This is a genomic window from Microvirga lotononidis, from assembly GCF_034627025.1.
Lineage (GTDB): Bacteria > Pseudomonadota > Alphaproteobacteria > Rhizobiales > Beijerinckiaceae > Microvirga > Microvirga lotononidis.
Genome location: NZ_CP141050.1, coordinates 600,301 through 613,128, shown reverse-complemented (window position 1 = coordinate 613,128; position 12,828 = coordinate 600,301). Strand labels below are relative to the sequence as shown.

The following is a 12,828-nucleotide window of genomic DNA, read 5'->3' as shown; positions in this document are numbered from 1 at the left end:
TGGAATTCGTAATCCCAGTGGACCACGATCTGTCATCCGAGCATCATTCCCGGTGCCGCGCCGCCGCAATCACACACCATCTCCGCAAGCAATCGATAATGCGCCATCTGGCCCGCCGCCCAGGTCTCGAACTCGGCGACGAGGTCCTCGGAGATCTCCGTCAGGTGACCGCCCGGGGCGACACTAAACCAGCCTTCTCTCTCTGCCTCCTTGAGCATGTTGCCGATGTGCTGACGGGAGACCTGAAAACGCTCAGACAGCGCGCGATAGGTCAGGGATGGTAAACCGGCGGCGACGCCAGATGGCGTGGCGTAATGCGTGCCAAGGACAGCAGTCATTAACGGATAGCCGCATTCGCGCTCCGTGAGCTGTACGATGGTCCGGAAGGGTGCGAAGAGGCTATCACCATCCTGATAGCAATCCACGGAGCGGCCAAGCCAGTCACACATCCGTTCCGTCGAAGCTGAGATTGCTGTGTGGAGAGGCGGTGAAGACGGTTGCAGGCGCTCGGATGCGGCAAGGAAGGCCAGCGGCGAGCGGGCGACTTCATTGATCAATGCCGCTGTCGGCCGCAGATGGTAGTGCCGCCGGTCGCTCTCTTGTTGTTCGGCAACGATGTAATTGCCGTGTCTCAAGTCTTTGATGAAGCTGGCAATCTGTCGAGGACTGGCGACAGCAGCACGTTGCAGGGCTGCGAGCGTGGGCGGGTCCCCTTCCCCCCTCCGCCACCGGGCATAGCTACCGATCAGGATATAGCAGGTCAGGTAACGCAGCTTCTGCACGAAGACCTTGTTGCTCGGCCATGCGGCTCCTGACGGCTGTGTCATCGTCACGCAATAATCCAGCAACACGTCCGAAAAGTCCGGCGTTGCGCGCAACGTCCTTGCCAGCACCCATGTTGGATGGGCCGCGTCGGCAGTAATCGTCGGAGGAAGCAACTTTCGGTTCGTGATTGGCATCAGCTGTTGCGGGGTGGATCGTCAGGTGGACTCACCAGCTGGGGATGCGGGGGCTCTATCGTTTACACGATTCCTCACGCTCTATATCGGGTCCGGCCAGGGTCACTTTGCCGTTAATTTTGAGATTCCTCGCGTTGGGTGTCGAACAGTGGCAGTCTTTGCCCTGAAAGGCGCGATGCCGATCAGGTTTGTTCGCCGCTCTTTGATCCCTTACGAGCTCAATGGTCAAGGCAGCCCTCTATCGCATCGGCCCCAGCGCTTGGCCATCCAGATCCGGTCGTGACCTGGCGGGCGATCCTTCAGGCGACCGATTTCGGCATATCCTTGTTTCTCGTAGAACCCGGCAGCCTGAAACGTCGACGTCGTCAGTTGTGCGCCGATCGCACCGTGCCTCCGGGCAGCGCCCTCGGCCAAGTCCAGCAGCCGGGAGCCGTAGCCCTGCCCACGCAGGGCCTCATCCACCCAGAAGTGGTCAACCTGAAGCCAGCACAGAGCGACGTGCCCCCGAATGCCTCCACGCACCTGGTTGGCATTGTCCCGCATGAGGACGGTCAAAGGAATCCACGGCAAGGTGCCGGTCTGCTCGATTGTATGGGCTCGCAGACCCGCCGTCACGTCGTCCGCGCCGGGAGGGCTGGCTTCCTCAAGAACCTCGATTTGCATGGTATCGCTTTGGTGGTGGTAAGAAGACCATAAGGCTCTATGGACAATAACGGGTATTCCATAAAGGGCGTTGGCCAACGATGATCACCCACGTCTAACGGTTGCGGCAGGCATTAGCGATGCGCGAGATCCTGTCCACTACCCGGCTCCTTCTCAGGGAGATCACCCCGGCTGACCTCCCTGTCCTCCATCGCATCTATAGCGACCGGGTGTGCATGCAGTTCTACCCTGCGCCGAAAACGTATCCTGAGACCCAGGCCTGGTTTCAGGAACTTGCCTTCGACAGCTACGCCAAGAACGGTTTCGGTCTATGGGCTGTCATCCGCCGAGACACCGGCGATCTGATCGGCGATTGCGGGATCACCCTCCAGACCACGCCAGCGGGCCTTGAGCCGGAGGTGGGCTATCACCTCTGGCGTGAGTTCTGGCACCAGGGCTTGGCGACGGAGGCTGCCCGCGCCTGTGTCCGGTTCGGGATAGAGTCCCTCCGGATGCCCCGGGTCGTGAGCATCACCAGCCCCGAAAACCGACCTTCCCAGAAGGTGGCCGAGAGGGTTCATCAGCGGCGCGAGGTGTTCACAAAGGTCAACCGAGCCACCGGGCAGGAGGTTCTGCGGTATCTCTATATTGCCGACGCCGAGGCCTGATCCCAAACGGGAACTCTGCGACCTACGCCGTCTCGAGATGGCAGGTGATCGCCGCCAACAGCCATGCGAAGGCGATCCAAGTCAGGCCTCCCAGCACGAACAGGGCTCCGGCCGAGATGCCGGAGGTCCGGTCCATCCAGAGTGCATTCATGATCCTGCTCGGCTGGTCCGCCGCGCTCGCGGCCATTCCCGTGGAGCCACTGATGCCTGACCCGGAGCCGACGAACATGAGCGCTCCAAGCGCACCTATTGCGAGCCCGACATAGCTGGCGATGTCGAGCAGCTGCGAGGCAGAGCTCTGGCCCAAGAACCAAGCTGTAGCTGCCGTTATGAGGCAGGATAAGACATTGAGGGCGAGCAGTCCCTTAGCGATGCTCTTCATGTCTGTTGCACCTTCGCACCGGTCGCTTAGCTCAAGAATCCACGTTTGGCATTCGAGAGCGCTCGCGACCACCGATTGGCACGTTGCCCCATCCCAGCAAAGAGGTCCTGAGCCGGACCGAAAAGGTTTGAACCTAGCCTGAAGACTGCGCGCGGCTTACATCATTCGCCGTCTCCGCATGGCGAGGAGCTCGACGGCGAGGTCGATCTTGCCGGCTTTGACCATGCGGGTGAGCGCGCGGAAGTAGCCGCCCGGGTTCTTGATCCGGCTCTCGCCACCGTTTTTGGCCACATCGTCCTCGTAGAGCTGCAGGGTGTAGATCACGGCGATCGCCGCCCTGACGGTACCGATCTCCTCCACGGCCTCGGCCCAGGCGCTCTCATGCGCCCCGAGAGAGGCCCTCAGGTAGCGCCCGGCCGAGACGATGTCGGCCAGATCCCGCACCGGTTGGCCGTAGTCGCTCAAGGTCGGGCAGGCCTCAAGGATCAATTCCGGTGATAGGTGCTCCGGGGTTTGTTCGGTTGAACGAACCGCCTCAGCTTTCTTCGGAAAGCCGTTGTTACAAGGCTCACTAGGAGATCCGTTGTTGTTATTAGAGTGCCGGACTCCGAGTCCGGCATTGCCCGCTTCAAAGAATGCCTCCTCAACCTGGGTTCTCAACAGCTGCCAGGCCTCCAGCAGGTCGGCCGGCAGCGTCACCTTCGACCGGGCTGGCGTGCGGGCCTGCAGGCTCTTCAGCTCGCCCTCGAACGCCGTGCGGTCGACCTCGGGGAAGTGCTCCGCCAGGGCGCTCAGGGCCTCCTCGGTCGCTCTCCGGCAGATGGTGACCTCGTCAAACGCCCGCTTCTGCACCTCGCGCAGCTGCTTCTGCTCCATGAGCATCACGGCCCAGTCGCCCCGGCGGGCATAGACCGGGGTCAGATCGAACCCAAAGGCGTCGACCACCTGTCCCGCTAAGTCCTTGACGGCATAGCGCTTGCCGTTGGGCGAGTCCTTGGGCGCCAGCAGCTGCAGGTCGATGAGCTGGCGCAGGATGCGCCGGATCGCCCGCTCGGTCAGGCCGGTGCGGCTCATGAGGTAGTCATTCGACGGCCACACCAGCAGCCGCTCCCATTCCTGCTCGCCCCAGCAGGCGACCAGTTCCGAGAGAACGGCCCGCTGGGCGGGCCTGAGGTCGAGCGCCTTGCCGGCGTCCCGGGCCGCGGCCGACAGTTCTTTACGCGTAACCGTGCGCTCCGCCTCGAGCACAAGTTTCCTTGTGGCCAGAGCGGCATGTCTCAGCCGCCGGCCTCCTGACGATGCAAGCTGCATCGTACCCTCCTATGTGAGGGCAAAGCGGGAGCGTTCACCGAAACCGATGCTCTTGACAGTCAGCTTGTCGGGATGGCATAAGGATGTCGTCAAACAATTCCGAATGCCCACCCTCGCGGTGGTCTCCAAAGGCCCTCGAAGTTTCCAGCTTCGTGGGCCTTTTGCTTTGCCTGGGTTACGTCACGACATTCCGCTCCTCGCGAATGAAGATTGCTTCAAGGGCATAGGCAATGGCTTCCTGACGCGATTTGAACCGACCACTCCCTACGGCGCGATCGATCGCATCACCGGCAGGTTTGGAGACCCAAACGTTCATTTCTCGGTCTCCCCGCTCACGACGGAGATTCCGAAGACGCTGAACTCTTAGGCTCCGAGATAAATCGGTCATGGCAAGCCACCCTAGACACTCTAAAGCGTTTCGAGTGTTGCCCGATTCTGAGTTGGCTGTGGAGTCGCGCGTCAAGAATCCATTCACAATAGATCGATTCAGCGGTGGGAAACTTCTTTGGCTAGAATCATTTAGCCGAAAAGGCTGAGTCAATTCGCATGTAAATACCCGGTTCCGCGCGATTCTCAGTTCCGCACTTGATTCGAGGCCTCTCAGTATTCGACCCACAACTCGCTTCGCAGCTGGAATTATGATTCGAGAATGGGCGGCCGCATGTGATTAAGAACTGTTAACGGAACCATCCTGCTGTCTGAATATTTGAATTGGATTCTGGAGTACGCCCCCGAAGGTGGGCTTTCACTTTAGGATGCATCTGATGCTCTCGTTCCAGAAGCGCACGTCGTGACTACGGAAAACTGGATCTACGGTTCGCTGATGCATTTCTCCGGGTCCACGGTTCTCTGGGCCGATTCAAGGAGGCCCTTGGACTGAATCAGCTGCCCCGCGCGCCTGAGCGAGATCAGTCGCAGAGCCGCGAGCCAGCTAGTGCCCCGCACGAGAGGCCGCGCTTCGAGACCACCAATCCGGCCACAGGGCAAAGCGGGCGGGCTTACGAGGGACCACGCGGGATGAGGCGCTGGAGAACGCGCAGCAGGCCCACCAGGCGTTCGAAGAGTGGCGGCGCACGTCATACTCCAACCGGGCTGGGCTCATGAAGGAGACCGCGGCGGTGCTGCGACGTCGGCAGGCGGACTTCGCCGACATCATGACGGCCGAGATGGGCAAGACCTGGAAGGAAGGCTAGGCTGAGATCGAGAAATGCGCCTTCAACGGTGGCCTCTTCGCCGAGAATGCCGAGCGCCATCTCGCCCGTGAACCGGTGGATCTCGGCGGCCAAGGATCACCTTCGCACTAGAGCATCGGACGCTTTGTCGGACCCGCTCGGTTCCCCACCTGTGCCCAGCAGAGAGGGATGGGGCGTCTTGGACCCGTCTTTTGGTCCGATGCTCTAGCAATAGACACAATAGACGGAAATCCGAGCGTCGGCCTCTTGGATTGTGTCGGCGACGTCTAGCGAGACGCTGCTGCGTTCGCGTCGATATGGGCGCTGGAATAGATCCTGTGCGCAAGAACAGCCAGACCAAGCAGCGTGACCGCGGCGAGAGCGCAGCAAGCCGCAAAGCCCAGCGAGAAACCGCTACGTGCCGCTTCCAGCCATGCTGGGGCGGGGTCGCCCATTGCCTTGGCGGTCTCGACCGCTCCGGCGAGCGTCGTGGAGACGGCGAGCTGCTGCGCGGCGTTCAGCCCACTCAGGTCCACGCCGTTCATCGTCATGCGATAGACAAGCGTCCCGAGGCTTCCGAGAATGGCGACGCCGAGCGCGCCGCCGAACTCCGCACTTGTTTCCGAGATGGCGGAGGCCGAACCTGCCTGTTCCGGTGGCGCGGTTCCCACGATCAGACCTGTCGTGGAGAGGATGACTGGCACGAAGCCAAGGCCCACCAGCATGCTTGCTGCAAGAACGCCGACCAAGCTCTCGGCATAGGCGGCGGCGGCCATTGCGGAGACGCCGACGGCATTGACAAGCAGGCCTAGGAGAACGGTCTTGATCGGCCCAAGCCGGCTCGTAAGCCGGTGCGACTGAAACGACATAATGGTGAAGACAAGCGCGGACGGTACGGACCACACGGCCGCTTCGAGCGGCGACAGGTCAAGAACCAGCTGCAGGAACAGGTTCTGAAACAGGAATACGCCGAACACAAAGAACACGCCGGCCAGATTAACAATCAACGAGGCGGTGAAGGCGGGGATGCGGAACAGGCGCAGATCGATTAGCGGATGGGCGAGACTTTTCTGGCGCCGCACGAACAGCAGACCGATCAACAGGCCGCCAACGATGGCCAGCAGCTGGTGCGGAGCGAAGCCGTCGGCCGCCATATGCTTGAAGCCGTAGATGATCGGCAGCACGGTCCCAAGCGACAGCGCTACACTGAGCAGATCGAGCCTTTCGCCCTCTTCGTTCCTATACTCCGGCAGCAGGAAGGGTGCAGCGATCAGCAGTGCAAGCATGATCGGGATGTTGATGAGAAACACCGATCCCCAATGAAAGTAGTGCAGCAGCACGCCGCCGATGAGGGGGCCCACCAGTCCGCCCAGCGCGAAGGCGGTACCCCAGATGCTGATCGCCCGGCTCCGCTCAGCTTCGTTCTGAAAGAGATTGACTACCAGGGCCAGCGTCGAGGGGGCGATCGTCGCGCCGGCGACGCCGAGCAGGGCGCGCGCCATGATGAGCTGCTGCGCCGTGCCCGAGAAGGCGGCCAATGCCGACGCCGCACCGAACGCGAATGCGCCGATGAGAAGCACGCGCCTGCGGCCGATCCGGTCACCGAGCGTGCCCATCGTGACGAGGAAACCCGCGACCATGAAGCCGTAGATGTCGTTGATCCAGAGCAGTTCCGAGGCCGATGGATCGAGATCCGCCACGATGGCGGGCATCGCCAGAAAGAGGACGGACAGGTCCATCGAGTAGATTATACCCGGTCAGGGAATTGCTGACGCCGTGAGATACGGGTAGGCCGTCAATGTTGTGAGACGCCCTGTCTCGTCGAGGAGCCGGTTCCAGGCGCGGCAGACCGCGTCCAACACCGCTTCATAATCGTCGAGCATGCGATGCGAGAGATAACGCTCACGCAAGTACAGCCAGACCCGCTCCACCGGGTTCAGCGCAGGTGACGCCGGCGGCAAAGGCAACAGCGTGATCGTCTCTGGCACGTGCAGGGCCCGCGCGTCGTGCCAGCCGGCCTGATCGAGCACGAGCACCGCGTGCACGCCGGGCTCAAGCTGGTGAGCAAAGTGCGCCAGAAAGATCGTCATCGCGTCGGCATTCACCCGCGGCAACGCCAGCGCGAAGGTCTCATCCGTGCCAGGACGGCAGGCGGCAAACAGGTACAAGCTCTCGAAGCGCTGATCGACCACGCCGGGCGGACGCACGCCGCGTTCATACCAGACCCGTGTTGTCCGGCCTTTCTGGCCAAAGCGCGCCTCGTCTTGGCACCAGAGCTGAAGACGCGCCTCAGGGTGCTCCGCTGCGAGGCCCTGCAGCTTTGACGGGAGTTCCTTTTTTGAACGCCGCCTGCGCGGCCGGATTGCCCTTCGGGTGCGAGGGCCGGGTCTTCTGGCGTGACAGGTTCAGCCGCTTGAGCAGGCACGAGAGCCCCCATTCGCTATAGCGCACCCCATAGACTCGTTCGACATGCTCGCGTAGGTCGACCAGGCGCCAGGCGCTCACTCCATCGCGCTCCGGCTCAGGTCCACGCAGGATGTGGGCTTTCAGTGTCGCCTGCTGGCCCGCAGTGAGCTGCTCCGGGCGGCCAGTCCGATGCCGGTCGTGCACGCCGTCAGGTCCCTCAGCATTGAAGCGCCGAATAGCATCGTGCAGAGCCTGACGCTCCATGCCGGCAAGCCGGGCGGCCTCGGCCCGGGTCATGCCTTCCAAGGCATTGGCGATCGCCAGGAGCCGCAGGGCGGCCCGGCAATCCTTCTCGCGGGACGCACGCATGCGCAGATCGGATGGCGCGTAGTCCTGACGGATCGGGAGCCCGGCCATGCTGACCTCCATCAACAGTGCCCCGCTCGTCAGTGAATCACGCCATGCCCCTCATCGCAAATCCGAGTCAGCAATTCTCTGGACGGGTATTAGACAGGCAACCGACAGAACGCAGAGCCCGATCCACTCACGACGTCCAGCAAGCGGTTGGTTTTCAACAGTTGCCTGTACTTGCATGGGGCGGCTTTCATCTTGGTAGGGTCAGGTACTTACACGCCCTCGCGCGGATTCGGCAACCCGAACGGCACTGACAGGGTGGACGCCCCCAACGGGGTGAATCAGCACCGGCCATGGACCATTGAGCCGTCGGTAGTTAGGCATATGACTTTGCTAGCGAATTCGTAGCATAAGCGGGGTCATCATCGGCACTGATCGTAACCCCGCCGGATTTCCGTTTTGTGTCGCTAAACCAAAGCGTTGCGCTTCCCCGAGGAGCGGTCAAAGCTTCGGTGCCGTTTCAGAGACCATGAATGGCATGCCTCAAAACGCCAAGGTGCCGCTCCTTGGGTTCGCCGACACGGCTGACGAGGCTCAACAGGCGGCAGACGAGATCTTCGATGTCCGGCTAGAGCGTTCGGGACTGATGATGGCCCGCCCAGCCTAAAGTACCTGGCCTTAGCCCCTAACCTGCCGCATGGGAGCCGAAATCAAATCGTATCATCGGGATGTGGAAAGCTGGGAGAAAAACCCATGTCTCTTGATGAGCCCTTTCCCCTCGACCTTCTTCCACCCCGCTTGCGAAATGTAATCCTAAGAAAATTCCATTGGCGTTGCCCCAGCCGAGGGGAGATCGCTGAGATCTCAGACGAACATTGGCTTTCAACTCTCAACATTGGTCGCGCTTCGTTGAGGCAAATTCGGTCTGTCGAGGAGAATGATTTAGCCCATCCAGGCTCAATGACTGATGACGAGTTGTTGCGCCGGTTAGTGAAGCTTCAGACCGAACTCCGATGGGTTGAACGCAGGCTCAAAGCGAAGTTGTTCCGGCAACCCCGACCCGTCCAGAGCGAGTTAGGAGAACTGCAACAACCTGTTGCGAATGAGGGAGCGGAAGCGAACAAGGCCGCTGATCAGCTCTTGGACCCCAAATAAAAGACCCCGCCAGCGGGAACCAGCGAGGCCCTTTCAGGTGATGTGCCGCATCTCCTGGGAGTGCCCGACATAGAGTCGGGGAGCTTGGCGGCAAGGGTTCAGAGCTGCGGAACGGAAACGGCCGGCAGGTCCTGCGGGATCACGCATGAACGTCGTGGTTTACGCCGATGTCCTTCTACTGTTTCGTGCTTCCGTCAGGATTGAGCACCCCGTCGGCAATCGCCTTCTGTCGGATCGCCTCCACCTTGGCGAGTTCGGCCTGAGGATCAACGCGCGGATTCTGTGCCTGCCAAACTTTCACGTTGGCGTTCATCTCGGCCTGATGCACATGCCCCACGACCATCCCGCTGATCCCTGTAGGATCGACACCGCTGGCGGCGACCATGCCCACCGCCGTCGTTGCAGGGCCGGCCGCGAGAGGACCGAGAGGATCGGTTCCTGCGATGCCTCCACCAGTCCCTGGGGCCATACAGGCGCCGAGCGCGGGAAGAAGGCAGAGGCTATGAAGGACGGTTCGGGCCTTAGACAACGAAGAAGTCCTTGTGGGTCATCTTGAGGTTCTTGGAGAGGGTGGCGATCTGAACCTGCGCCTGCGATCCGGTGCCGTCGGCATCGTAATAGAGCGTGCCGGTCTTCTTGTTGTAGATGATGTGATCGTCCCGATCGTGCGCCTTGGCGCCGATGTAGAACTCGCCCTTCTGGATCACGCCCTTCTTGGCCATCTTGGAGAACACGCTTTTGGCCAGATGGATCGTGTCGTCCTCGATCCTGAAGTCCACGATCCACTCCTGATTGGCCTTGTTCACCTTCGCCGACTTCGACAGCTTGGTGTCGAACACGAAGATGTCCTGGCCTGCGCCGCCCTCTAGCGTGTCGTGACCGGCCCCGCCGGAGAGCACGTCGTTGCCCGCCTCACCCAGCAGCACGTCGTTGCCGCCCAGACCGTTAAGCACATCGTTGCCGGCCTCGCCCTCGAGCCGGTCGGCTCCTGCCGTGCCGGTGAGGATGAACGGCGTCGTCTCGACCGCGTCCGCGACCTGGAGCGTGAAGATCTGGCTCACCTGCCCACCGTAAGCGTCTTTCGCCACCAGGGTCAGGCTATGGCTCGCCGCACTTTCGAAGTCGAGCGGCCCAGTGAGAATGAGCTGGTTGCCGTCGATCCGGAACGGGCCGTCGGCAGAGGCCAGCTCGTAGCTCAGCGCATCGCCATCTGCATCCACTGCCGAGAGCGTGGCCACGATCGTGCCGGCCAGTGTATCTTCTGACACCACCGCAGCAGACAAGCCAAGAGACGCAGGGGCCGCGTTCCACAAGGTGATGATCGTGTCCGAGAACTGCACCAGGCGGATGTCGCGCAGCAGGTCGGTGCCGTCCGGACCAGCCACGGTCCACGTACCGTTGCCATTGTTCGTCACGGCCGACTGTCTGGACGAACCGGCGAAGACGGCCGTGTTGAGGCCGGATCCGCCGTCGAGCGTGTCGTTGCCGGCGCCGCCGATGAGGGTATCGTTGCCGCCGTGGCCGGTCAGCACATTGGCGCCACCATCGCCCTGGAACCAGTCGGCCCCAGCACCGCCTTCAAGGTTCTCGATGTTGAGCACCACATCCCAGCCGTAGCCCGTGTTCTGCCGCTCACTTGGCTTCGTCAGATCAACTCGGGCTCCAACAGAGCCGGAGAACAGAGCAGTGTCGGAGCCAGCGCCGCCATCGAGAGTGTCATTGCCTAAATGACCATCGATCGTATCATTTCCGTCGCCGCCATGGATGTTGCTGGCGCCGCTATTGCCAATCAAGTAGTCGTTTCCAGCTTGCGCCCGGAAGTGCTCGACATTCTTTACTGAGAACGTGCCAATTCCAATTTTCTGGCCGTCTGTAAGGCGCAAATCAAACCTTATGTCTGTCGTCCCGTTCAAGAAGGTTAAGGTGTCCTCGCCAGCTCCGCCGTCAATCGTGCCATTTCCGGCGCCAAAGCTCACACTTTCACCGTCTTCTCCGCCATAGAAGATATCATTGCCGCCACCCATGTTGATCGCACCTTCGATGTGACCAAACCGTCCATCGTAAACGTCGCTCCCTGAGCCGAATTCGACGGATCCTTGGATGAATCCAAAGTTCTCGAGCTTTCCCCAGAAGCTGCCTGATGCTTGGTAATTGAAGCGAACGGCTATGCCCCCGAATAGAGGCGCTCCGGAAATGATCGTTCCCGTGTTGACGAGTGTGGCAAAGATGCCCGTGAGCTCTACGACTGGAGCTAAAGTCGGCCCGCTCGAAAGAACCCGGTTTGCTGCTATCAACCCTGAATTTGTGAGCGAAACTATTCCGGAATAAAGGGCAATGGCGGAGCCGGTCTCCGCAGAAATCGATCCCGATGAGGTGACATTCACAATACCCGAACCTCCGGCAGTCGGGTCCCCAACTCTGATGCCGTAATTTTTGCCTGAAATGCTCCCCGAAGAGCCAACGACTATGTTGTTGAGATCAGCACTAAGGGAAACGCCACCGTCTGCCCCGTAGATGCTGCCGAAGACTGTAAGTTCGCCTCTTCCGCCCGTGACACCAACCGTCGCCGAGTTGATTGAACCTAACCCCAGTATGCTAATCCCGTCGACGCCGAGCACTTGAGGGGTTGTGACGATGCTAGTGACAACGTTTGCAGCCATAGATGCCTCCCAAAAGACAGCCCATGCCACACCTTCCACGGTAGCGTCCCTAGATGAATAGCTAGGTTTCGGAAGCCAGATCAGCTTCGGGTGCGGTGACGCGCTTCAGCCCTTGGCGGCAAGGAAGAGAATGGCTGGAGTTCAGGTTGCCGAACGCCTCCGCGAAAATACGGGGGAGATACGGGGCGGGGTGACAGTTCCGTCCGCGGCTCCCCATTGAGGCCGATTCCCCTTGGTTCTCCAAACGGCCCCTAAGGCTCCCAAGATTGGGAGACTACGTAAGTCATTGATATCTATTTTATAATTAACTCGATCCCCCTGGTTCCCCACCAAAAACAGTATGTGTCGGAGTTTTGACGCTCTATGGGGCGCCGTAGGCCCGTTGAGCTTGCTGACGTAGCTGGTCGAGTTCATCTTGAAGCGCATTGATATGCCCCTCGATCTCATCAAAGGAGGTGCATTCAGGGGTGATGAAGAGGCGGCTATCCTCGCCCCTGGCGTAGCGCAGGAGCGCCGCTCGGACACTTGCTGGCTTGTCTGGGGTGCCGGGTTGAATATCGAGTTCAAAGGCGCCGAAGACGTGCATCAAGGGGTTTCCTTCCCGGCTGCGTGCCTAGTTATCAGGTCTCGTCAAAAGCCTTTGTCTTAGGAACTTAATTCCAGTGATTCCTCTTTCAACGGGCATGCCAGGGTCGGAGCCTGCCATGCGCCCGCTTATCCTTGTTGTTGAAGACGAAGTTCTTGTGCGAATGACCCTGGTCGATGTGCTGGAAGATGCGGGCTTCAGAGTGATCGAGGCCGCACATGCCGATGAAGCCCTGACGGTTCTAAAGGCTGGGTCTGACATTCAAGGTGTCGTTACCGATGTCGAGATGCCGCGAGGCAGCATCAATGGCTTCGAATTGGCTCGGAAGGTGCGAGCGGATTGGCAGGAAATTGGTGTCTTGATTGCCTCAGGAAGGGCGGCTCCAAAGGCCGGCGATTTGCCCGACGGCGCCCTCTTTATTGGGAAGCCCGTCCATCCAGAAACCTTGGTTCATCTCGTCAAGACACTGCTCAACCCAAGCCACCTTTGAGTCTGGAAGAATGTGCCCGCAGTGCTGCCAGACGAAGATGTCC

The 12,828-nt window shown here is 60.6% G+C and carries 13 protein-coding genes and 2 pseudogenes; 4 read left to right on the top strand and 11 right to left on the bottom strand.

Annotated features, from left to right (window positions below; genetic code table 11):
* Positions 1 to 32 precede the first annotated feature (32 nt).
* Together U0023_RS32535 and U0023_RS32530 are read right to left on the bottom strand one after the other, a co-directional pair.
* On the bottom strand, positions 33 to 959 hold the full coding sequence (locus U0023_RS32535; RefSeq protein WP_009489908.1) for a MarR family transcriptional regulator: 927 nt from the start codon (positions 957 to 959) through the stop codon (positions 33 to 35).
* A gap of 225 nt (positions 960 to 1,184) precedes the next feature.
* Complete coding sequence (locus tag U0023_RS32530; protein ID WP_009489909.1) at positions 1,185 to 1,622, bottom strand: GNAT family N-acetyltransferase; 438 nt, start codon at positions 1,620 to 1,622, stop codon at positions 1,185 to 1,187.
* 119 nt (positions 1,623 to 1,741) lie between these two features.
* Between U0023_RS32530 and U0023_RS32525 the strand changes: the two genes are divergently transcribed.
* Complete coding sequence (locus U0023_RS32525; protein WP_009489911.1) at positions 1,742 to 2,269, top strand: GNAT family N-acetyltransferase; 528 nt, start codon at positions 1,742 to 1,744, stop codon at positions 2,267 to 2,269.
* A gap of 22 nt (positions 2,270 to 2,291) precedes the next feature.
* Here U0023_RS32525 and U0023_RS32520 read toward each other — a convergent pair whose 3' ends face one another.
* The 3 genes from U0023_RS32520 to U0023_RS32510 all read right to left on the bottom strand — a co-directional run bounded on the left by U0023_RS32520 (position 2,292) and on the right by U0023_RS32510 (position 4,278).
* Positions 2,292 to 2,651, bottom strand: coding sequence for a hypothetical protein (locus U0023_RS32520; RefSeq protein WP_009489913.1), 360 nt, complete (start codon positions 2,649 to 2,651; stop codon positions 2,292 to 2,294).
* Positions 2,652 to 2,807: 156 nt separating this feature from the next.
* A complete protein-coding gene (gene repC / locus U0023_RS32515; protein WP_322883870.1) occupies positions 2,808 to 3,962 on the bottom strand; it encodes a plasmid replication protein RepC in 1,155 nt (384 codons plus the stop codon).
* A gap of 175 nt (positions 3,963 to 4,137) precedes the next feature.
* Positions 4,138 to 4,278 (bottom strand): ribbon-helix-helix domain-containing protein, encoded by a 141-nt coding sequence (locus U0023_RS32510; protein ID WP_009489918.1) that lies wholly within the window; start codon positions 4,276 to 4,278, stop codon positions 4,138 to 4,140.
* 697 nt (positions 4,279 to 4,975) lie between these two features.
* Between U0023_RS32510 and U0023_RS32505 the strand changes: the two are divergent.
* Positions 4,976 to 5,155: pseudogene (locus U0023_RS32505) on the top strand (aldehyde dehydrogenase family protein); the annotation flags it as partial.
* A 266-nt stretch (positions 5,156 to 5,421) separates the two neighbouring features.
* Here the strand turns inward: U0023_RS32505 and U0023_RS32500 are convergent.
* From U0023_RS32500 to U0023_RS32490, 3 genes and pseudogenes are all read right to left on the bottom strand, one after another.
* Positions 5,422 to 6,885: pseudogene (locus U0023_RS32500) on the bottom strand (MFS transporter); the annotation flags it as partial.
* Between the two features lie 6 nt (positions 6,886 to 6,891).
* On the bottom strand, positions 6,892 to 7,452 hold the full coding sequence (locus U0023_RS32495) for an IS630 family transposase (protein ID WP_322883911.1): 561 nt from the start codon (positions 7,450 to 7,452) through the stop codon (positions 6,892 to 6,894).
* The gene (locus U0023_RS32490) at positions 7,424 to 7,957 is read right to left on the bottom strand and encodes a winged helix-turn-helix domain-containing protein (RefSeq protein ID WP_009489928.1); all 534 of its coding nucleotides are present in this window, start codon (positions 7,955 to 7,957) and stop codon (positions 7,424 to 7,426) included. The genes U0023_RS32495 and U0023_RS32490 overlap by 29 nt, the downstream gene beginning before the upstream one ends.
* Before the next feature lie 475 nt (positions 7,958 to 8,432).
* Between U0023_RS32490 and U0023_RS32485 the strand changes: the two genes are divergently transcribed.
* On the top strand, positions 8,433 to 8,561 hold the full coding sequence (locus tag U0023_RS32485; RefSeq protein WP_280940663.1) for a hypothetical protein: 129 nt from the start codon (positions 8,433 to 8,435) through the stop codon (positions 8,559 to 8,561).
* A 663-nt stretch (positions 8,562 to 9,224) separates the two neighbouring features.
* Here U0023_RS32485 and U0023_RS32480 read toward each other — a convergent pair.
* The 3 genes from U0023_RS32480 to U0023_RS32470 form a co-directional block, all read right to left on the bottom strand.
* On the bottom strand, positions 9,225 to 9,578 hold the full coding sequence (locus tag U0023_RS32480) for a hypothetical protein (RefSeq protein ID WP_154660954.1): 354 nt from the start codon (positions 9,576 to 9,578) through the stop codon (positions 9,225 to 9,227).
* Positions 9,571 to 11,709 carry a cadherin domain-containing protein gene (locus tag U0023_RS32475; protein ID WP_009489931.1) on the bottom strand — a complete coding sequence of 713 codons (2,139 nt, stop codon included), beginning with the start codon at positions 11,707 to 11,709 and terminating at the stop codon, positions 9,571 to 9,573. The genes U0023_RS32480 and U0023_RS32475 overlap by 8 nt, the downstream gene beginning before the upstream one ends.
* A 361-nt stretch (positions 11,710 to 12,070) precedes the next feature.
* Entirely contained in the window at positions 12,071 to 12,295 is a 225-nt protein-coding gene (locus U0023_RS32470; RefSeq protein WP_009489933.1) for a hypothetical protein, read from the bottom strand.
* A gap of 118 nt (positions 12,296 to 12,413) precedes the next feature.
* On the opposite strand from U0023_RS32470, the gene U0023_RS32465 reads away from it, so the two are divergent.
* Positions 12,414 to 12,785, top strand: a complete 372-nt coding sequence (locus U0023_RS32465) for a response regulator (protein WP_009489935.1) — start codon at positions 12,414 to 12,416, stop codon at positions 12,783 to 12,785.
* Positions 12,786 to 12,828 lie beyond the last annotated feature (43 nt).

What these genes read in the sequence shown, in the direction of transcription:
- U0023_RS32535 (WP_009489908.1), bottom strand. Translation starts at nt 959, where the DNA reads ATGCCAATCACGAACCGAAAGTTGCTTCCTCCGACGATTACTGCCGAC.
- U0023_RS32530 (WP_009489909.1), bottom strand. Translation starts at nt 1,622, where the DNA reads ATGCAAATCGAGGTTCTTGAGGAAGCCAGCCCTCCCGGCGCGGACGAC.
- U0023_RS32525 (WP_009489911.1), top strand. Translation starts at nt 1,742, where the DNA reads ATGCGCGAGATCCTGTCCACTACCCGGCTCCTTCTCAGGGAGATCACC.
- U0023_RS32520 (WP_009489913.1), bottom strand. Translation starts at nt 2,651, where the DNA reads ATGAAGAGCATCGCTAAGGGACTGCTCGCCCTCAATGTCTTATCCTGC.
- repC (WP_322883870.1), bottom strand. Translation starts at nt 3,962, where the DNA reads ATGCAGCTTGCATCGTCAGGAGGCCGGCGGCTGAGACATGCCGCTCTG.
- U0023_RS32510 (WP_009489918.1), bottom strand. Translation starts at nt 4,278, where the DNA reads ATGAACGTTTGGGTCTCCAAACCTGCCGGTGATGCGATCGATCGCGCC.
- U0023_RS32490 (WP_009489928.1), bottom strand. Translation starts at nt 7,957, where the DNA reads ATGGCCGGGCTCCCGATCCGTCAGGACTACGCGCCATCCGATCTGCGC.
- U0023_RS32485 (WP_280940663.1), top strand. Translation starts at nt 8,433, where the DNA reads ATGCCTCAAAACGCCAAGGTGCCGCTCCTTGGGTTCGCCGACACGGCT.
- U0023_RS32475 (WP_009489931.1), bottom strand. Translation starts at nt 11,709, where the DNA reads ATGGCTGCAAACGTTGTCACTAGCATCGTCACAACCCCTCAAGTGCTC.
- U0023_RS32470 (WP_009489933.1), bottom strand. Translation starts at nt 12,295, where the DNA reads ATGCACGTCTTCGGCGCCTTTGAACTCGATATTCAACCCGGCACCCCA.
- U0023_RS32465 (WP_009489935.1), top strand. Translation starts at nt 12,414, where the DNA reads ATGCGCCCGCTTATCCTTGTTGTTGAAGACGAAGTTCTTGTGCGAATG.